The organism is Scleromatobacter humisilvae (assembly GCF_023231945.1).
Lineage (GTDB): Bacteria > Pseudomonadota > Gammaproteobacteria > Burkholderiales > Burkholderiaceae_C > Scleromatobacter > Scleromatobacter humisilvae.
The window spans coordinates 200,159-219,145 of the sequence record NZ_JAJLJH010000006.1 but is presented as its reverse complement, the minus strand read 5'-3'; the positions used below and the strand labels follow the sequence as shown (position 1 = coordinate 219,145).

16 protein-coding genes are annotated in these 18,987 nt (G+C 69.9%); 12 read left to right on the top strand and 4 right to left on the bottom strand.

From position 1 onward, the window contains the following. Window positions 1-10 precede the first annotated feature (10 nt). The 3 genes from LPC04_RS19840 to LPC04_RS19830 all read left to right on the top strand — a co-directional run bounded on the left by LPC04_RS19840 (window position 11) and on the right by LPC04_RS19830 (window position 4,007). Window positions 11-796, top strand: coding sequence for a 2-keto-4-pentenoate hydratase (locus LPC04_RS19840; RefSeq protein WP_275684011.1), 786 nt, complete (start codon window positions 11-13; stop codon window positions 794-796). 152 nt (window positions 797-948) lie between these two features. After that, window positions 949-1,515 (top strand): PEP-CTERM sorting domain-containing protein, encoded by a 567-nt coding sequence (locus LPC04_RS19835; protein WP_275684010.1) that lies wholly within the window; start codon window positions 949-951, stop codon window positions 1,513-1,515. A 137-nt stretch (window positions 1,516-1,652) separates the two neighbouring features. Further along, window positions 1,653-4,007: an alpha/beta hydrolase domain-containing protein gene (locus LPC04_RS19830; RefSeq protein ID WP_275684009.1), complete on the top strand. Its 2,355-nt coding sequence runs from the start codon at window positions 1,653-1,655 to the stop codon at window positions 4,005-4,007. A 12-nt stretch (window positions 4,008-4,019) separates the two neighbouring features. Here the strand turns inward: LPC04_RS19830 and LPC04_RS19825 are convergent, their stop codons facing one another. After that, entirely contained in the window at window positions 4,020-5,249 is a 1,230-nt protein-coding gene (locus tag LPC04_RS19825) for an ROK family transcriptional regulator (protein ID WP_275684008.1), read from the bottom strand. Between the two features lie 206 nt (window positions 5,250-5,455). On the opposite strand from LPC04_RS19825, the gene xylF reads away from it, so the two are divergent. The 6 genes from xylF (at window position 5,456) to LPC04_RS19795 (ending at window position 12,442) form a co-directional block, all read left to right on the top strand. Next, window positions 5,456-6,475, top strand: a complete 1,020-nt coding sequence (gene xylF, locus LPC04_RS19820; protein WP_275684007.1) for a D-xylose ABC transporter substrate-binding protein — start codon at window positions 5,456-5,458, stop codon at window positions 6,473-6,475. A 55-nt stretch (window positions 6,476-6,530) separates the two neighbouring features. Continuing rightward, window positions 6,531-7,709 (top strand): sugar ABC transporter permease, encoded by a 1,179-nt coding sequence (locus LPC04_RS19815; RefSeq protein ID WP_275684006.1) that lies wholly within the window; start codon window positions 6,531-6,533, stop codon window positions 7,707-7,709. After that, the gene (locus tag LPC04_RS19810) at window positions 7,706-8,494 is read left to right on the top strand and encodes an ATP-binding cassette domain-containing protein (RefSeq protein ID WP_275684005.1); all 789 of its coding nucleotides are present in this window, start codon (window positions 7,706-7,708) and stop codon (window positions 8,492-8,494) included. The genes LPC04_RS19815 and LPC04_RS19810 overlap by 4 nt, the downstream gene beginning before the upstream one ends. Beyond that, a complete protein-coding gene (gene xylB, locus LPC04_RS19805; RefSeq protein ID WP_275684004.1) occupies window positions 8,491-9,966 on the top strand; it encodes a xylulokinase in 1,476 nt (491 codons plus the stop codon). Before LPC04_RS19810 ends, xylB begins: the two co-directional genes overlap by 4 nt. A 26-nt stretch (window positions 9,967-9,992) precedes the next feature. Further along, entirely contained in the window at window positions 9,993-11,312 is a 1,320-nt protein-coding gene (gene xylA, locus LPC04_RS19800) for a xylose isomerase (RefSeq protein ID WP_275684003.1), read from the top strand. Window positions 11,313-11,407: 95 nt separating this feature from the next. Continuing rightward, a complete protein-coding gene (locus tag LPC04_RS19795; RefSeq protein ID WP_275684002.1) occupies window positions 11,408-12,442 on the top strand; it encodes a WD40/YVTN/BNR-like repeat-containing protein in 1,035 nt (344 codons plus the stop codon). Between the two features lie 18 nt (window positions 12,443-12,460). Here LPC04_RS19795 and ahpF read toward each other — a convergent pair whose 3' ends face one another. Both ahpF and ahpC read right to left on the bottom strand, forming a co-directional pair. After that, the gene (ahpF, locus tag LPC04_RS19790; RefSeq protein WP_275684001.1) at window positions 12,461-14,023 is read right to left on the bottom strand and encodes an alkyl hydroperoxide reductase subunit F; all 1,563 of its coding nucleotides are present in this window, start codon (window positions 14,021-14,023) and stop codon (window positions 12,461-12,463) included. Window positions 14,024-14,051: 28 nt separating this feature from the next. Further along, window positions 14,052-14,615 (bottom strand): alkyl hydroperoxide reductase subunit C, encoded by a 564-nt coding sequence (gene ahpC, locus LPC04_RS19785; protein ID WP_275684000.1) that lies wholly within the window; start codon window positions 14,613-14,615, stop codon window positions 14,052-14,054. 300 nt (window positions 14,616-14,915) lie between these two features. Here ahpC and LPC04_RS19780 point away from each other — a divergent pair, with 300 nt between their 5' ends. The 3 genes from LPC04_RS19780 (at window position 14,916) to LPC04_RS19770 (ending at window position 17,622) form a co-directional block, all read left to right on the top strand. Then, on the top strand, window positions 14,916-15,317 hold the full coding sequence (locus tag LPC04_RS19780) for a FeoA family protein (protein WP_275683999.1): 402 nt from the start codon (window positions 14,916-14,918) through the stop codon (window positions 15,315-15,317). 103 nt (window positions 15,318-15,420) lie between these two features. Then, entirely contained in the window at window positions 15,421-17,352 is a 1,932-nt protein-coding gene (gene feoB / locus LPC04_RS19775; RefSeq protein WP_275683998.1) for a ferrous iron transport protein B, read from the top strand. A gap of 3 nt (window positions 17,353-17,355) precedes the next feature. Continuing rightward, window positions 17,356-17,622: a DUF6587 family protein gene (locus LPC04_RS19770; protein WP_275683997.1), complete on the top strand. Its 267-nt coding sequence runs from the start codon at window positions 17,356-17,358 to the stop codon at window positions 17,620-17,622. 3 nt (window positions 17,623-17,625) lie between these two features. On the opposite strand, the gene LPC04_RS19765 is transcribed toward LPC04_RS19770, so the two are convergent. Next, window positions 17,626-18,504: an alpha/beta hydrolase gene (locus tag LPC04_RS19765; protein WP_275683996.1), complete on the bottom strand. Its 879-nt coding sequence runs from the start codon at window positions 18,502-18,504 to the stop codon at window positions 17,626-17,628. Between the last annotated feature and the right edge of the window lie 483 nt (window positions 18,505-18,987).

Below are 18,987 nucleotides of genomic sequence, written 5' to 3'. Positions count from 1 at the left end.
ACGCGACGCGATGAACCCCGATTCGTCCCCGGACGCCCTCGCCCGCCTGCTCTTCGAGGCACGGCGCGGCGGGTGGGCCATCGCCAGCCCCGACGGCGCGCTCGAGCCGCGCGCGGCCGCGGACGCCTACGCGGTGCAGCTTCGCAGCATCGCGCTGCGCGGCAGCCGGGTCGTCGCGTGGAAGGTCGGCGCCAAGTCCGCCGACGGCCCGATCCAGGGCTCGGCGCTGCCCTCGGATGCGTTCCAGCAGAGTCCCGCCACGCTCCAGCGCACGAACTACGGCGTGCTCGGCCTGGAGCTCGAGATCGCCTTCAGGCTGGGCCGTTCCTTCGCGCCCGCGACGACGCCCTATCCGGACGACGAGGTGCTCGAGGCCATCGCGACGATGGCCACCGCCATCGAGGCGGTCTCGAGCCGCTTCGCCGGATGGCCCAGGGTGGCGCCGCTGCTGCAGCTCGCGGATCTGCAGAACCACGGCGCGCTGTGCGTCGCCGAAGGCGTCCCGTACGACCCGGGGTATCCGTTCGAGCAGCCGGCGGCGCGCTTCGACTTCAACGGCCGCAGCGTGCTCGTCGCCAGTCCCCGCAATCCGGCGGGCGATCCGCGTCGACTGCTGCCCTGGCTCGTCAACCACGTCACGTCGCACGGAGGCACCTTCGGCGAGGATCTCTGGGTGACGACGGGTTCGTACACGGGCATGTTCTTTCCCGAGACGGCGGGCACGGCGGTCGGCAAGTTCGAGGGCCTGCCCGAGATCTGGCTGACGCTCGGATCCCGCCAGGAGGCGACGACATGAACACCGACGTCAGGCGACTCGAGACGAGCAGCGCCGCGACCGGACGCCTGCCGCAGCCCTGGCCTCGTCGACGACGTTGACCCGATGACGTCGCGCGGCGGCAAGCCGCGTCGCTTCGGTCATTGCAGTCCTGTCCGACAACGAGGTCCCTCATGAAACAGTCACTTTTCCTGCGGCTGGCCAGCGTGCTCGCGCTCGCCGGGCTCGCCGGCCTGCCCGCGCACGCATTCGCCACCAATCTCGTCCAGAACGGCGGTTTCGAAACCGGCGACCTGAGCCAATGGACGGAGGTCGGCAACACCGGCTACGGCGCCGTGGGCTGCGGCGGCGCGCCCGAAGGCGATTGCCAGGCCTTCTTCGGGCCGGTCGGATCGCTGGGCGGCATCGCGCAGCACATCGCGACGACGGCGGGCGGCGAATACGCGATCAGCTTCGTCCTGAACAGCGACGGCGGCACGCCGGGCGCCGTCGAAGTGGACTTCGGCGGCCAGACGCTGCTGAGCCTGGCGAACCCGCCGGCCGCGGGCAACCAGACGTTCACCTTCGACGCCAGCGCCACCACGGCCGACACGATCCTGCAGCTCCAGTTCCAGGACGACACCGGCTTCATTTCCGTGGACGCCGTCCAGGTGACGTCCGTCCCCGAGCCCGCCAGCCTCGTCCTGATGGGCGCGGGCCTGCTGGGCCTGGCGTTCGGTCGCAGGCGACCGGCCCGCTGAGCGTCTCGTCGCGCGTCAGGAGACGCCGGCGCCCCTGCGAACCAACCCGCTTTCCGGACCGGAACGCGAGGCCCCGCACGCCATCCCGGTTGCGGCGCCCATCCTCGACCCGGTCCATCACACCAGGAGACATGGACATGCGCGCAAGAACACACAGGCCGCTCGCCCGACTCGCATCCGCGCTCGGCCTCGTCGCCGCGATCGGATGGAGTGCGCCGAGCCACGCCGGCGTCCAGCGGATCGTCATCGACCAGACGGCCACGATCAGCCTCAAGCCGATCACCATGGGCACCGCGACGCCCGGCGCTTCGACCAGCTACACGGTCTACGTGGGCCGGCAGTTCGGCGAGATCGACCCCGGCGGCCCGAACGGCCTCATCACCGACATCAACCTCGCGCCGAAGAACGCCGACGGCAAGGTGGGCTATGTCGCCAACTTCCAGATCGTCACGCCGACCGATCCGGCGCAGCGCAACGGCCTGATGATCCAGTCGGTGCCCAACCGCGGCGGCAACTCGATCACGACGACGGCGCTGCTGCAAGGCGTCACCTATGTGCAGAGCGGCTGGCAGGGCGACCTGCTGGCGCAATGCTCGCCCGCGACGGCCAAGGCCTATCCATGCTTCGACCTCGACTCCGGACCGTACGGCAGCCTGAATACCTCCACGGGTGTCCTGACGGGCGCGCAGGTGCCCGACGTCGCGGCCGCGGGCGGCCTCAAGACGCTGGCGGCCTTCGTCGTCCAGGTGCCGGTCGCCACCAACGGCGCGGGGGAGCCGCCGGTCACCGGCGCGGTCTACGGCCACGTCTGCACCGGCACGAACGGCTGCGGCCTGGCCGTCGGATCGACGCCGACGAGCACCGCGCAGCTGGTCATCCAGGGCCCGGCCTTCGTGCCCTACCAGCCTGCCAGCGCGGACACCCGCCAGGCCCAGTTCTGGACCGTGTCCTCGCAGACCTTCACCGGCGTCACCGGCCCGAAGACGCCGATCGCGGGCGACCAGTGGGCCTGGGCCTATTGCCCCGGCGGCTGGCCCGGCACGCCCAACCCCAACTGGATCTGCCTGAAGAGCGGCACGTTCGATCCGAGCCTCCTCTACGAGATGAGCTACACCGCGAAGAATCCGCTGGTGCTGGGCGTCGGCTTCGCCGCGTTCCGCGACCTCGGATCGTTCCTGCGCTACGGCACCGCCGCGCCGGGCGGTGGCGCGAACCCGCTCTCGGGCACGATCACCAAGGCCTCGACCGTCGGCGGCTCGCAGTCGGCCGCGTTCCTGCACGGCTTCATCTTCTGGGGCTTCAACAAGGACGAGGACGGCCGCAAGGTCTTCGACGGCGCGTGGCCGCAGGTCGACGGCCGCATGATGGTGATGAACATCCGCTGGGGCCAGCCGAACAACCTGATGTATCTGTACATGGGCGGCGACGAGGCGCCGGTCTGGTGGGCCGACTACCCCAACCTGGCCCGCGGCCTTCCGGCCGACGGCATGCTGGATCGCTGCACGCTGGACAACACGTGTCCGGAGATCCTCGAGACTTTCGCGTCGGCCGAGCTGCATTCCGAGAAGTTCCATGCGAGCCTGTGCGGCTTCACGTGCGTCGAGGACATCCCGCTGCCCGCCAACGTCCATCGCTACTACACCCCAGGGGGTACCCACGGCGGCGGCTCGGCGGACTTCACGTGGACGTCGCCGGCGGCCATCGCCACGCCGACGGGCCAGTCGCTGCCCACCAGCCCGATCCCTGCGGCGCACACGAACAACGCGTTGAACTACGCCTTGCTCCAGCTGATCCTGCACGGCACGCCGATGCCGCCGAGCGCCTATCCGACCGTCGCGCGCGGCGAGCTCGTCCCCAACAACGCCGCGGCCGAGGGGTTCCCGAACTTCAGCACCACGGTGCCCCGCCTGACCTTCCATGGCGACCAGGCCTGGCGTCCGTTCGTCTACGATTTCGGACCCGGCGAGAACTACGACCAGGAAAGCGGCATCCCGTCGATCCAGCCGCCCGTCATCAAGGCGGTGCTGCCCGGCTACGCGGTGAAGGTGAACTCTGACGGCAACGAGAGCACCACCAGCATGAAGACGGTGCTGGGCGAGGCGCCGCTGGGCACCTACGTCGGCTGGAATCTCGCGACCACCGGCTGGTACGGCCCGAACGCCAGCAACGGCCCGGGCAGCGTCGGCCAGGTCTTCGCGGGCGCGGGCAACAGCGGCGGCTGGTGGCCGTTCTGGGACACGCGCGCCAACCGCGTCGCGGCCGACGACCCGCGTCCATCGCTCGAGGAGCGCTACGGCACGCACGCCGGCTTCGTCTGCGCCGTGACGCGCGCCGCCAACGTGGCCGTGCAGCAGCGCTTCCTGCTGCCGTCCGAGGCGCCGACGCTGATCGCCAACGCGTCCGCATCGAACGTGCTCGCGGCGCCGTACGTGCCGACGGCCAAGGACACGCTGTTCGCCAGCCTGCTGTGCTCCAACACCACGGCCAGGTAGCGCGTCCTCGAGTCAGGCCGGCCTGATGCGCAGCGCGCCGCTGTCGTGCCCGACGGGCCGCAGCAGCGCGTGCAGCGCGAACGCGGCGCCGCCGACGGCGGTCGCGAGGTCGCCGTACTTCGCGACGCGGATGGCCGGCGGCGCGATGCCCGCGTCGCCGCCGAAGCGCGCCAGGCGCTCGACGGCCGCGTCGAGGAAGTGGCCGCCGCCCAGGGTGACGGCCTCGCCGCCCAGCACGATGGCCTTGGGGTTGAACGTCGTCCACACGTTCTGCAGCAGCACGCCCAGCGCATCGCCGGCGGCGACGAAGGCGTTGCGTGTGCGGTGCGCGCGCGGCTTGGCGAGCTCGGCGGCCAGTCCGGCGCGGTCGACCTCGCCGTGGCGCAGCATCCCTGCGGCCTGCGCCACCGCTTTCAGGCCGACGTAGGCCTCGGCGCAGCCGCGGCGGCCGCACGAACACGGCAACCCGTCGACATGCAGGATCGTGTGGCCGATCTCGCCGGCCGCGCCCGTCGCGCCGGTGAACAGCGCCCCGTTCAGGACGATGCCCGCGCCGACGCCCACGCTGCAGCTGACGTAGACCAGCGGGTCGTCGATCGGCCGGCTGCCGAACGCCGTCTCGCCGATGGCGGCCAGGTCGGCCTCGTTCTGGCAGTAGACCGGCACCTGCGCGAGCCCGCCGGCGCGCAGCTCGCGCGCGAGGCGCTGGCCCACCTCGACGTTGCGCCAGCCGAGGTTGGGCGCGAACTCGATGACGCCGTGCGCGGTGTCGACCGCCCCCGGCAGCCCGACGCCCACGCCCAGCAGCCGCGCACCCGCGCGCGTCACGCGCGCGGACTCCGCCGTCACCAGTTCGACCATCTGATGGCAGGCAATGTCCGGCGCGCGATCGCGCAGCGGCACGGCCATCGACTCGATCACCTGGCCCTGCAGCGAGGTGCTGACGACGCGGATCGAGTCGATGCCGATGTCCGCGCCGATCAGCGCCAGCCCGCGGCCGTCGATGTGCAGCGGCGTCGGCCGCCGGCCCAGGGAACCGGTGACCGCCACGCCGTCCTCGGCCAGCCAGCCCTCGTCGATCAGTTCCTTGACCAGCAGGCTCACGGTGGACTTCGTCAGGCCGCTGCGCTCGGCCAGCCCCGCGCGCGACTGCGCGGGCTCGTCCAGCAGCAGGCGCAGCAGCACGTTGCGGTTGATCGACTTGACGAAGCGTTGGTCGCCCGTGATCGGGGGACGGGTCATCGGCGGGTTCTCCGGTTGGCAGGCGCGCATTGTCCGGCCTGTGCGCCGACCAGACGTCCAGGCGTCGGCGCGTCCCGAGACTAGGCGCGCGCGGGCGCCGTCGCATTGGGGAAAACAAGTAATTAGTTCGATGCTCGAACGAAGTAATCTTGCGCCGCGCTCTCCACGAAGGGCGGGCCGATGCACACAACAACCGGAGACAAGCCATGAATTTCAAGCACGCTCTCTTGACCGCCGGGCTCCTTGCGAGCGCCGCGGCGCACGCTCAACTGGTGGTCGGCGTCAGCTGGTCCAACTTCCAGGAAGAGCGCTGGAAGACCGATGAGGCCGCCATCAAGGCCGAACTCGCCAAGCACGGCGCCACCTACGTCAGCGCCGACGCCGGCGGCTCGCCCGAGAAGCAGCTGGCCGACGTCGACGGCCTGATCGCCAAGGGCGCGAAGGCGCTGATCGTGCTGGCGATGGACAAGGATGCGATCGTGCCCGCGCTGGCCAAGGCCAAGCAGCGCAACATCCCGGTGATCGCCTACGACCGCCTGATCGAGCAGCCCGGCGTCTACTACATCACCTTCGACAACAAGGAAGTCGGCCGCATGCAGGCGCGCGGCGTGTTCTCGGTCAAGCCGCGCGGCAACTACGTGATGATCAAGGGCTCGCCCACCGATCCGAACGCGGACTTCCTGCGCGAAGGCCAGCAGGAGGTGCTGGACGCCGCGATCAAGAGCGGCGCGATCAAGATCGTCGGCGAGGAATACACCGAAGGCTGGAAGCCCGAGGTGGCGCAGAAGAACATGGAGCAGATCCTCACGCGCAACGGCAACAAGGTCGACGCGGTGGTGGCCTCCAACGACGGCACGGCCGGCGGCGTCGTCGCGGCGCTGTCGGCGCGCGGCATCTCGGGCGTGCCGGTGTCGGGCCAGGACGGCGACCAGGCCGCGCTGAACCGCGTGGCACTGGGCACGCAGACGGTGTCGGTGTGGAAGGACGCGCGCGACCTCGGACGCGAAGCGGCCGACGCGGCGGTCGACCTGGCGAGCGGCAAGCCGGTGCCGGGCACGACCAAGTGGAGCGGCGGCGAGCACAAGGTGCAGATGGACGCCAAGTTCCTCAAGCCGGTGCCCATCAGCCGCGCCAATCTCGAGACCGTCGTCAAGGCCGGCTGGATCACGAAGGACAACCTGTGCCGCGGCGTCGACGCCGCCAAGGCACCGGCCGCCTGCAAGTAAGCCCCGCGCCGTCGCGCGCGCGTGACGCGCGCGCGGCGGCCACACCCCTGCCCTCATGGAATCGCTCCAACTCAGCGCGCTGGACCTGCGCCTCGGCCTGATGGCCGTCGTGCTCGCGGTCATGGCCGCGACCTTCCACGTGCTCACCGGCCAGTTCCTCACGCCGGAAAACCTGTACAACATCGCCCAGCAGACGGCCGTCGTCGGCATCGTCGCCACCGCGATCTCGCTGGTGATCGTCGCGCGCCACATCGACCTGTCGGTCGGCTCGGTGGTCGGCTTCGTCGGCGTGCTCGTCGCATATCTTCAATACACCGCCGGCTGGCACTGGGCAACCGCCTGCCTGGCCGGCCTCGCCGCCGCGCTGCTCGTCGGCGCCTACCAGGGCGGGCTCACCGCCTACCTCGGCGTACCGTCCTTCGTCGTCACGCTGGGCGGCCTGATGTCGTTCCGCGGCGCGGCCTTCATCGTGGCCAACGGCAAGACCCAGCCGGTCACCGATCCGGTCTTCCTGTGGTTCGGCGGCGGCCTCGACGGCGCGCTGGGCATCGGCGGCAGCTGGACGCTCGCCGCCGTGCTCGCGGTGCTGCTTTGCTGGGGCACCGTGCAGACGCGCCGCGCGAAGGCGCGCCACGGCTTTCCGCTGCGCCCGCTCGCGGCGGACATCGCATTCACCACGGGCCTGCTCGTGCTGCTCGCGGCCTTCACCGCGGCGATGTGCGCGTACCAGCTGCCCGGCAAGCCGGCCGGCCAGGGCATCCCGGCGCCGGTGGTGATCTGGGGCGCGGTCGTCATCGTCGTCGCCTTCATCGTGCGGCGCACGCGCTTCGGCCGCTACGTCTACGCGATCGGCGGCAACCCAGAGGCGGCGCGGCTGGTCGGCATCCCGGTGCGGCGCGTCACGCTGCAGCTGTTCCTGCTGCTGTCGGTGACGATCACGATCGCCGCCGTCGTCGCGGTCTCGCGCCTGAACGCCGGCACCAACTCGATGGGCACCGGCATGGAGCTGTACGTGATCGCCGCGGCGGTGATCGGCGGCGTGAGCCTGTCAGGCGGCAGCGGTACGGTACTGGGTTCGGTACTCGGCGCGCTGATCATCCAGTTCCTCGACAGCGGCCTGCTGCTGATGGACGTGGGCATCGGCCAACGCATGATCATCATCGGCCAGGTGCTGATCGTGGCGGTGGCGTTCGACGTGCTGTATCGGCGCTGGACCGGGGAGCGCATGGCATGAGCGATGCACCCCTGGTCGACATCGTCGGCATGCACAAGGCCTTCGGCGGCGTGCACGCGGTCTCGGACGTCAACCTCGCGCTCGATGCCGGCGAGGTCGTCGCCGTGCTGGGCCACAACGGCGCGGGCAAGTCCACGCTGATGAAGATGCTGGCAGGCGCCTATCCGATCGATCGCGGCGAGATCCGCATCGATGGCGGCGTCGTCCACATCGCCAACCCGGCCGACTCGCAGGCGCTGGGCATCGAGACCATCCACCAGACGCTGGCGCTGGCCGACAACCTCGACGCCGTCGCCAACCTGTTCCTCGGCCGCGAGCTGATGACGCGCTGGCGCACGATGGACGACTACGCGATGGAAGCCGCGGCGCGCGACGTGTTCGCGCAGCTCAATCCGAACTTCCGCAACATCCGCGAGCCGGTGCGCTCGCTGTCCGGCGGCCAGCGCCAGGTGGTGGCGATCTCGCGCGCGTTGTACTTCAAGGCCCGCATCCTGATCATGGACGAGCCCTGCGCCGCGCTCGGGCCGGAGGAGACGCGCATGGTGCACGACCTCGTGCGGCGCCTGAAGGCGCGCGGCGTCGGCGTGTTCCTGATCTCGCACGACATGCCCGACGTCTTCGCGCTGGCCGACCGCCTGGCCGTGATGAAGAACGGCCGCGTCATCGGCACCTATCGCACGGCCGACCTCACCGAGGACGAGGTGCTGGGCATGATCATCGGTGGCAAGCCCGTCACGCGCGTCGAGCAATGCCACCGCTCGCAGCCGGACAAGGCGGCGGCATGAATACAGCCTTGGGTATCGACCTCGGCACGTCCGAGTTGAAGCTCGCGCTGGTCGACGAGACCGGCGCGCTGGTGGCGAGCGCGGGCTCGCCGCTCACGGTCTCGCGGCCGCATCCGCACTGGGCCGAGCAGGATCCGCACGACTGGTGGGACGCGCTCGTGCTCGCGGCGCGCGAGCTGCGCGAGCGTCACGCGGACGCGTGGGCGCGCGTGCAGGCGATCGGCCTGTCGGGCCAGATGCACGGCGCGGTGCTGGTCGACGAGGAGCGCCGGGTGCTGCGGCCCGCGATCCTGTGGAACGACACGCGCAGTTCGGCGCAGTGCGACGAGCTGATGCGGCGGCTGCCGTCGCTGCCGCAGATCGCCGGCAATCTCGCGATGCCGGGCTTCACGGCGCCCAAGCTGCTGTGGGTCGCCGAGCACGAGCCCGAACTCTTCCGCCGCATCGGCCAGGTGCTGCTGCCCAAGGACTGGCTGCGCTGGCGCCTGACGGCCACGGCGGTCAGCGACATGTCCGACGCCGCCGGCACGCTGTGGCTGGACGTCGGCCGCCGCGCGTGGTCGCCGCAGCTGCTGCAGGCGAGCGGCATGACGCTGGCGCAGATGCCGGCGGTGATCGAGGGCTCGGCCGTCTCGGGCACGCTGCAGCGCGACGCCGCGCTCGCGCTCGGCCTTCCCGAAGGCCTGCCGGTGGCCGGCGGCGGCGGCGACAACGCGGCCAGCGCGGTGGGCATCGGCGCGGTGCAGCCGGGCGAGGGCTTCCTGTCGCTGGGAACGAGCGGCGTGCTGTTCGTCGTCACCGACCGCTATCGGCCCAACCCGGACTCGGCCGTGCACGCGTTCTGCCACGCGCTGCCCGGGCGCTGGCACCAGATGAGCGTGATGCTGTCGGCCGCCAACGGCCTGCAGTGGGTCACGCGGCTCACCGGCTTTTCCAGCGAGGCCGCGCTGCTCGAACGCGTCGAGGCCTTGAGCGACGCCGAGCGCGATCGCGCGCCGCTGTTCCTGCCCTACCTGTCCGGCGAACGCACGCCGCACAACGATCCGCACGCGACGGGCGTGTTCTTCGGCATGGACAACGAGACCGACGCCGCGCGCCTCGGCCACGCCGTCATCGAAGGCGTCGGCTTCGGCCTGGCCGACGGCCTGCAGGCCCTGCGCGACGCGGGCACCGAAGTGCATCGCCTGACGCTGGTGGGCGGCGGCGCGCGCAGCGCGCACTGGGCGCAGCTGCTGGCCAACACGCTCGGCATCGAGTTGCAGACCGTCGCCGGCGCCGAGGCCGGCGGCGCGATGGGCGCGGCGCGTCTCGCGTGGCTCGCGCTCGGTCGCGACGAGCGCGACGTCTGCCGCGCGCCGACGCCGCGCGCCCTCTTCCAGCCGCGCGCCGACCGCCACGCCGCGCTGAGGCCCCGCCTCGAAGGCTTCCGCGCGCTCTATCGCGCCACCCGCGAGCTCGCGCCGCGCGCCTGATTTCCTTCCCTCCAGGAGACACCGACATGACCGACTACTTCGCCGGGATCGACAAGATCCGCTACGCCGGCCCGCAAGCGACCGAGGCCCTCGCCTTCAAGTGGTACGACAAGGATCGCCTCGTGCTGGGCAAGCGCATGGAGGAGCACCTGCGCTTCGCCGTCTGCTACTGGCACAGCTTCTGCTGGAACGGGTTCGACCCGTTCGGCTACGACGGCACCTTCGAGCGGCCGTGGCATCGCATCGCCGATCCGATGGAAGCGGCCAAGGCCAAGCTCGACGCCGCCTTCGAGTTCTTCGCCAAGCTCGGCGCGCCGTTCTACTGCTTCCACGACCGCGACGTCGCCCCCGAGGGCGCGACGCCGCGCGAGAGCGTGGAGAACTTCCGCCGCATCGTCGACCTCATGGGCGAGAAGCAGTCGTCCACGGGCATCAAGCTGCTGTGGGGCACGGCCAACCTGTTCAGCCATCGCCGCTTCATGAGCGGCGCGGCGACGAATCCGAACCCCGAGATCTACGCGCTCGCGGCGCTGCAGGTCAAGGAGGCGATGGACGCGACGAAGCGCCTGGGCGGCGAGAACTACGTGCTGTGGGGCGGCCGCGAAGGCTACGAGACGCTGCTCAACACCGACCTCGCGCGCGAGTCGAGGCAATACGGCCGCTTCCTGCAGATGGCCGTGGAGCACAAGCACAAGATCGGCCTGCCCGGCTACGTGCTCATCGAGCCCAAGCCGCGCGAGCCGACCAAGCACCAGTACGACTACGACGTCGCCACCGTGCACGGCTTCCTGCGCCAGTACGGGCTGGAGAACGAGGTCAAGGTCAACATCGAGGCCAACCACGCGACGTTGTCCGGCCACAGCTTCGAGCACGAGATCGCCACCGCGGTCGCACTCGGCCTCTTCGGCTCGCTGGACATGAACCGCGGCGACATGCAATGCGGCTGGGATACCGACCAGTTCCCCAACAGCCTGCCTGACACCGCGCTCGCGCTGTTCCACGTGCTGCAGGGCGGCGGGCTGACGCACGGCGGCCTCAACTTCGACGCGAAGGTGCGGCGTCAGTCCATCGACGCCGAGGACCTGTTCCACGGCCACGTCGGCGCGATGGACCTGTGCGCCCGCGCGCTGCTCGTAGCCGAACGCATGATCACGGACGGCCGCCCCGCGCGCGAGCTGGCCTCGCGCTACGCGGGCTGGGACGGCGAGGTCGGCAAGAAGCTGCTGTCGCCGCAGATGTCGCTGGACGACGTCGCGGCGCACGCGCTGCAGCGCAACGTCGACGAGCGGCCGGTGTCGGGGCGGCAGGAGGCGTGGGAGAACCTGGTCAACGACTACATCGCCTGACCGCGCGCGGACGTCGAGTCGCATTCACCCCGTTTCGCGTGCAGGGCCGTTCAACGGCCATGCTCACCCGGCCCGACCGTCCCATGCGACTCCGCTTGCAACCTCGTCTTGCCGCCCTGATCGCGGCCGCCCTGCTCGCCGGCGCTCAGGCGGTGCAGGCCTTGACACCGCCTCCGCCGCCGCCCAAGGCATTCCCGTTCGCCTTGCTGGCGCGCGATCGCGTCGGCGATGCACTGGTGAGCAGCGCGTTCGACGGCCTGTATCGGCGCGGACCCGGCGACAGGCGTTGGACCAAGGCGCTCGACCTGCCGCAACACACGCAGGTGCAGGCCTTCAATGGCGGCGATCAGGGCTGGTTCATCCTGATCGGCGACTGGCGATCCCGGCGCATGATGCGATCGACGGACGGCGGCCGGCACTGGGACGCCGTACAGGCGCAGATCCCGGTGGCGAACAGCCACGCCCATCTCTACGCCTATGGCGCGCACGCCCAACTGCTGGTCAGCACCGACCGCGGATCGACCTGGCAATCCCCCGGCAAGATGCCTGGCGACGCGGACTACCTGGTCGTCGCCTCGCCATCGGCCCTCTACGTCGCCTTGCGTGACAAGCGCTTCTTCCGCAGCGAAGACGGCGGTCGCCACTGGACGGCGTTCACACTGCCGATGAAGGACGGGCTGCTGCGCGCAGGCCCCGGCGGCAAGGTCTACGTCCAGGGCGAGGAACACATCCCGCGGCGCGAGGAGGTCCAAGGCACGGGCCTCGACGTCGGCGTTTCCCGCAGCGACGACGGCGGTCGCCATTGGATTCGCGAGCGCTTCGGCGAGCGCGAGGCCGACCGCCCGATCGACATCATGTTCGCCAACGAGCGCTTCATCGTCGCCAACGAGTGGACGCAGGTGCATCGGCCGCAGCGGCTGTGCGTGCGCGATGCGACCCACACCGGCGCGTGGTTCGAGTCCGGCATCCCCGAAGGAATCGGAGACGAAGCCACGGCCGACATGGGGGCGCGACTGCAGGACGACGGCGTCTGGTTCATGGAAGTGGCCCATGACCGCATCGTCGGCCGCCGCGCCTTCGACCTCGCCGGCCTGCCCGACGAGGACACCGGCCACCCGCGGGCGCACTGAGGCGCCGTCGCGGCGATCTCAGGCCGGCACGGCCTGGCGGATCAGGTGGTCGAACGCGCCGAGGGCCGCCTTCGCGCCGTCGCCGGTGGCGATGATGATCTGCTTGAACGGCACCGTCGTCACGTCGCCGGCCGCGAACACGCCGGGCACCGACGTCTGGCCCTTCGCGTCGACGACGATCTCGCCGTGCTTCGTCAGCTCCATCGTGCCCTTGAGCCACTCGGAGTTCGGCACCAGGCCGATCTGCACGAACACGCCCTCGAGCTCCACATGCCGGCTCTCGCCGTTCGAGCGGTCGGTGTAGGTCAGGCCGTTGACCTTGCCGTCGGCGCCGGTGATCTCGGTGGTCTGCGCCTGCGTGTGGATCACGACGTTCTTCAGGCTCCTGAGCTTGTTGACCAGCACCGCGTCGGCACGCAGTTCCGCGCCGAATTCCAGCAGCGTGACGTGGCCGACGATGCCGGCCAGGTCGATCGCGGCCTCGACGCCGGAGTTGCCGCCGCCGATCACTGCGACGCGCTTGCCCTTGAACAGCGGGCCGTCGCAGTGCGGGCAATAGGCCACGCCCTTGTTCTTGTATTCCTGCTCGCCCGGCACGTCGACCTCGCGCCAGCGCGCACCGGTCGACACGATCACGGTCTTGCTCCGGAGCGTCGCGCCGTTGTCCAGCGTCACGCCCACGAGGCCGTCGGCGCCCGCGGGTTGCAGGGCCGTGGCGCGCTGCAGGTTCATGATGTCGACCTCGTAGCGCTTGGCGTGCTGCTCCAGCGCCGCCGCGAACTTCGGGCCGTCGGTCTCGAGCACCGAGATGAAGTTCTCGATGCTCATGGTGTCCATGGTCTGGCCGCCCATGCGCTCGGCCAGCAGGCCGGTGCGGATGCCCTTGCGCGCCGCGTACACGGCCGCGGCCGCGCCCGCGGGGCCGCCGCCGACGATCAGCACGTCGAACGCGTCCTTCGTGCCCAGCTTGGCGGCGTCGCGCGCGGCCGAGCCGGAGTCGAGCTTCTTGACGATCTCGTCGACTTCCATCCGGCCCTGGCCGAAATGCTGGCCGTTGAGATAGACCATCGGCACCGCCAGCACCTGGCGCTCCTCGACCTCCTGCTGGAACAGGCCGCCGTCGATGACGACGCTCTGGATGCGCGGGTTGAGCACGGCCAGCAGGTTCAACGCCTGGACGACGTCCGGGCAGTTGTGGCACGTGAGGCTCATGTAGGTCTCGAAGCGCAGCTCGCCTTCGAGGCCCTTGATCTGGTCGATCAGCTCCTGCTCGATCTTGGGCGGGTGGCCGCCGACCTGCAGCAGCGCGAGCACCAGCGACGTGAATTCGTGGCCCATCGGGATGGCGGCGAAGCGGATCCGCTCCTCCTCGCCGGGCCGTGCCAGCGTGAACGACGGCCGGCGCGCGTCCGTGCCGTCGGTCTTCAGCGTGATCTTGTCGGTCAGGCCGACGATGTCCTGCAGGAACTCGTGCATCTCCTGCGAGGACTTGCCGTCGCCCAGCGAGGCGGTGATCACGAAAGGCAGCTTCACGCGCTCGAGGTAGGCCTTGAGCTGCGCCTTCAGGTTGGTGTCGAGCATGTGAAACTCCTTCCGACTCAATGAAAAGTTAGATCTTGCCCACGAGGTCGAGCGACGGGGTGATCGTCGACGCGCCGTCGTTCCACTTGGCCGGGCAGACTTCGCCCGGGTGCGCGGCGGTGTATTGCGCGGCCTTGAGCTTGCGCAGCGTCTCCTTCACGTCGCGCGCGATCTCGTTGCTGTGGATCTCGGCCGTCTTGATGACGCCTTCCGGATTGATGATGAAGGTGCCGCGCAGCGCCAGGCCTTCTTCCGGGATGTGCACGCCGAAGGCGTTGGTCAGCGTGTGCGTCGGGTCGCCGACCAGCGGGAACTTCGCCTTGCCGACGGCCGGCGAGGTCTCGTGCCACACCTTGTGCGAGAAGTGCGTGTCGGTCGTGACGATGTAGACCTCGGCGCCGAGCTTCTGGAACTCGGCGTAGTTGTCGGCGGCGTCTTCCACTTCCGTCGGGCAGTTGAAGGTGAAGGCGGCCGGCATGAAGATCAGGACGGACCACTTGCCCTTCAGCGTCTCGTCGCTGACGGGGACGAACTTGCCGTTGTGGAAGGCTTCGGTCTTGAACGGCTGGATCTGGGTATTGATCAGGAACATCTTGTTTCCTCGTTGGTTGGTGAGTGCTGCGATGGGATCAATGATAAGTCATTGACTATCAAACATGCATCGTCAATAGCTATCGTCGCGATAGAGAGGCCGGCCCTGGGTGACCGGCCTCCCGACCCGGGCAGGCACTATGGCAAATCTATGTTTCCCATGTTTTCGATAGAAGCTATCGGGCCGATAGCCGCAAACGATTCAGGGCGGATTCATCTCTCCGAATGACAGGGGTCGTCGGGGCGCCTACAATGAATGAGAATAGTTCTCCTTTAGACCTCGATCCGAGAAACAGCCTCCATGCCCGGTCAAGTGCTAGCCCGCTTCGGCGACCCGGTGTCGCTGGACGCCGCTCAGGTCGCGCCCCCGGCGCGCGAGCGCGGCATCGTCACGCCGGACGCCGAGACGCGGACGATGGTGCGGCTGACCACCCTGTCGCGCAACGCCACGGGCACCGTCGCCGGCGTGCGCGTGCACGCGCCGGGCGCGGACGGCGCGCTCGATCCGGCGGACGAGCGCATGGCGCTGCGCCTGATCGAGATCGGCTTCGTTCAGGGCGCGACGCTGCGCGTCATCGCCTTCGGCCAGCCGGGCGACGACCCGATCGGCGTGCGCGTGGGCGGACGCGGCGGCGTCAGCACCTTCGCACTGCGGCGCAACGAAGCGTCGTGCGTCTGGGTGTGGGTGGACAAGCAATCATGAATGCGACAGCCATTCTTCCCCGGGCGCTGCGCTCGGCCGCTCCGGAGCAAGCCCGGGCCCCCTCGGGGGGCGGATCGATGTACCTATCGATCCGGGGGTTGTCATGACCGCGGCCGCCCTCGACAACCGGCGCATCGCGCTGCTGGGCAATCCGAACTGCGGCAAGACCGCGCTGTTCAACCTGCTGACCGGCAGCCGCCAGAAGGTCGCGAACTACGCGGGCGTCACCGTCGAACGCAAGGAAGGCCTGTTGACGCTGCCCTCGGGCAAGCAGGTGCACGTGCTCGACCTGCCCGGCGCCTACAGCCTCAACGCCACCAGCGCCGACGAGACCGTCACGCGCGACGTCGTCAACGGCAAGCGCGCCGGCGAGGCGCCGCCCGACCTGCTCGTGTGCGTGACCGACGCCACCAACCTGCGCCTGACGCTGCGCATCGTGATCGAGGCGCGCCGCCTGGGCCGCCCGATGCTGGTCGCGCTGAACCTGGCCGACGTCGCCCGCAAGCGCGGCATCCACGTCGACGTGAAGAAGCTCGAGGCCGAACTCGGCGTGCCGGTGGTCGAGACCGTCGCCGTCCGGACCGGCGGCGCGGCATCGCTGATGGCCACGATCGATGCGTGGCTCGCGCGCGCGCACGAGCCCGCGAACGCGCCCGCGTCGGGCCCGGGCGTACACCGCGACGCCGAGCCGCCGCACGGCCACGTGGGCCAGGCCGCGATCGACGCCGTCATGCGCGACCACCACGAGGTGCACCGCCTGCTGGACGCAACGCTCACGGAGCCCGCCGTCAGCACGCACGTCGACGACCGCCTCGACCGCGTGCTGCTGCACCCGGTGTGGGGCATGGCCATCCTCGCCGTCGTGCTGTTCCTGATGTTCCAGGCGGTGTTCAGCTGGGCCAAGTGGCCGATGGACCACATCCAGGCGCTGATGGACCAGACCGGCCAGCTCGTCGCCCGGTTCATGCCGGAGGGCATGTTGCGCAGCCTCATCGTCGACGGCGTGATCGCCGGCGCCGGCAGCGTGATCGTGTTCCTGCCGCAGATCCTGATCCTGTTCCTGTTCATCCTGGCGCTCGAAGACTCCGGCTACCTGCCGCGCGCGGCCTTCCTGCTCGATCGCGTGATGGCCGGCGTGGGCCTGACCGGCCGCAGCTTCATCCCGCTGCTCTCGAGCTTCGCGTGCGCGATCCCCGGCATCATGGCCACGCGCACCATCGCCGATCCGCGCGACCGGCTGTCGACCATCCTCATCGCGCCGCTGATGACGTGCTCGGCGCGGCTGCCCGTCTACGCGCTGCTGATCGGCGCGTTCATCCCGGCGCGCACGCTCGCCCTGGGTGTCAACCTGCAGGGCCTGGTGCTGTTCGTGCTCTACTTGGCCGGCATCGTCAGCGCGATGGGCGTGGCGTGGGTACTGCAGCGCCTCGGCCGCCGTTCGGGCCCGGCGCACCACACGCTGATGATGGAGCTGCCGGCCTACCGCTGGCCCAACGCGCGCAACCTGGCGATCGGCCTGTGGGAGCGCGCGCGCATCTTCATCACGCGCGTGGGCACCATCATCCTGTCGCTGATGATCGTGCTGTGGTTCCTGTCCACGTTCCCGGGCCCACCGGCGGGCGCCACGGGGCCGGCGATCGAATACAGCCTGGCCGGACGCCTCGGCCACCTGCTGGAGTACGTCTTCGCGCCGATCGGCTTCAACTGGCAGATCGCGATCGCGCTGGTGCCGGGCCTGGCCGCGCGCGAGGTCGCGGTGGGCGCGCTCGGCACCGTCTATGCGTTGTCGGCGTCGGGCGACGCCGTCGCCGAGCAGCTGTCGCCGCTGATCCAGCACACCTGGTCGCTGCCCACCGCCTGCGCGCTGCTGGCCTGGTACGTGTTCGCGCCGCAGTGCGTGGCCACGCTGTCGGTCACGAAGCGCGAGACCGGCGGCTGGCGCCAGCCCATCATCATGGCGAGCTACCTGTTCGCGCTTGCGTACGTCGCGGCCGGACTCACGTTTTACGGCGTGCGCTACTTCTTCGGAGCCTGAAACGTGATCCAGACGCTCATCGCCCTCCTGATCGTGCTCGGCGCCGCCGGCTACAGCGTGTGGAAGCTCGCGCCGGCCGCGTTGCGCCACAAGCTGGCCGCGCAGTCGGGCACGCTCGCGCGCGCGACGGGCGCGTCCCCGGAGACGGCCCGGCGCATCGAGATCAAGGCGCTGGACGCCGCCGCCAACGCCGGTGGCTGCGGCAGCTGCGGGCCGTGCAAGGGCTGCGCGACGGGGCAGGCCAAGGACGACGAGGCCGCGCAGGCCTGACGCCTACTTCCTGATCCCGAGCAGCGCCAGCGCGTGGCGATGCAGCCGCCCGTTCGGGTCGGCCAGGTTGTGCAGGATCGTGAAGTGGTTGGTGTTCGGGATCGTCTCGCACACCGGCACGCTCGTCGGGCCCCACTGGTCGCGGATCAGCGCGGTCTGGCGCTTGAGCTCCGCCGTCTCGTCGCCGCCCACGGCCGTCACCAGCGGCTTGCGCGGACGCGGGAAGAACGCCGGGCTGAGTCGCTTGACGCTCGCGGCGGTCAACTGGATGTCGTCCTTCAGGAACGGCGCGTGGCGCAGCGGCTCGAGGTCGAACAGGCCCGAGATCGCCAGCGCGCCGCTCACGAGTTGCGCCGGCAGCGACGCGTCGACGTCCTTCCAGCGGCAGCTCAGCATCATCGAGGCGAGGTGGCCGCCGGCCGAATGGCCCGCGACGACGATGCGCGACGCGTCGCCGCCGTACAGCGCCGCATGGCGGTGCACCCAGGCCAGGCAGCGGGCCAGCTGCAGCGCGATGTGCTCGATGCTGACCGCAGGACACAGCGCATAGTTGGGCACCACCACCATCGCCCCGTCGACCGTGAACGAGGGCGCGAGAAAACCGTGCAGCGACTTGTCGGACGTGCGCCAGAAGCCGCCGTGGATGAAGACGAGCACCGGCGCGTTGGCGCGCGGGGTCGGGTAGATGTCCAGCGTGTCGTTGTCGCCGGGCCCGTAGCGCACGTCGCCACGCCACGACTCGAGGCGCTGCACCAGCGCCGACGCCGTCTGCCAGCGCGCGCCGATCTCGACGTGCTCCGGGTGGCGCGCGCGCTGGTTGTACTCGGCGTCCAGCCAGGTCGGGTCGAGGCGCGAGGTGCGCGGCGGGGTGGCGAGGGTCACGGCGGGCTCCTGCACTCGGCGGTTGGCGACGAAGGGGGCTCATCCTAGACCAAGTGCGCGCTCGCTGCCGAGGCAAGCGCTGTCATGTCCAGTTCACTATGAAAGCGCTTTCTGTTTTAGCCGCGCTCAACCGCCGAACCGACTCTTCCTTTTGCAGATCGGCCGCATCGGCAAGGCCGTCGTTCCCGCACGCTTGTGTCAACCGCGATGCCACGAATCCCGCGCGCGCTCCGCTCGAATCGCCTTCGCGCAACGTCGCTGCCCTGGGACAAACCCGGCATTCTTGAAGAAACGTTGCCCGGACAAGTCGAAGCGCGACCATATGCGGGAGTTCCCTAGATCACGCCGGGGACAAACGCCTTACATTTGAAACCGCTTTCAGGGGGATGCATGCCAACCTCTGAAAGCGCTTTCAATACCCACGGTCAATGACGGGCAGGAATTGGGCGCACGTTCCCCAACGGCGACTCGGCTCACCAAAAC

Coding starts and splice junctions, on each gene's coding strand:
- LPC04_RS19840 (WP_275684011.1), top strand. CDS start 11: ATGAACCCCGATTCGTCCCCGGACGCCCTCGCCCGCCTGCTCTTCGAG.
- LPC04_RS19835 (WP_275684010.1), top strand. CDS start 949: ATGAAACAGTCACTTTTCCTGCGGCTGGCCAGCGTGCTCGCGCTCGCC.
- LPC04_RS19830 (WP_275684009.1), top strand. CDS start 1,653: ATGCGCGCAAGAACACACAGGCCGCTCGCCCGACTCGCATCCGCGCTC.
- LPC04_RS19825 (WP_275684008.1), bottom strand. CDS start 5,249: ATGACCCGTCCCCCGATCACGGGCGACCAACGCTTCGTCAAGTCGATC.
- xylF (WP_275684007.1), top strand. CDS start 5,456: ATGAATTTCAAGCACGCTCTCTTGACCGCCGGGCTCCTTGCGAGCGCC.
- LPC04_RS19815 (WP_275684006.1), top strand. CDS start 6,531: ATGGAATCGCTCCAACTCAGCGCGCTGGACCTGCGCCTCGGCCTGATG.
- LPC04_RS19810 (WP_275684005.1), top strand. CDS start 7,706: ATGAGCGATGCACCCCTGGTCGACATCGTCGGCATGCACAAGGCCTTC.
- xylB (WP_275684004.1), top strand. CDS start 8,491: ATGAATACAGCCTTGGGTATCGACCTCGGCACGTCCGAGTTGAAGCTC.
- xylA (WP_275684003.1), top strand. CDS start 9,993: ATGACCGACTACTTCGCCGGGATCGACAAGATCCGCTACGCCGGCCCG.
- ahpF (WP_275684001.1), bottom strand. CDS start 14,023: ATGCTCGACACCAACCTGAAGGCGCAGCTCAAGGCCTACCTCGAGCGC.
- ahpC (WP_275684000.1), bottom strand. CDS start 14,615: ATGTTCCTGATCAATACCCAGATCCAGCCGTTCAAGACCGAAGCCTTC.
- LPC04_RS19780 (WP_275683999.1), top strand. CDS start 14,916: ATGCCCGGTCAAGTGCTAGCCCGCTTCGGCGACCCGGTGTCGCTGGAC.
- feoB (WP_275683998.1), top strand. CDS start 15,421: ATGACCGCGGCCGCCCTCGACAACCGGCGCATCGCGCTGCTGGGCAAT.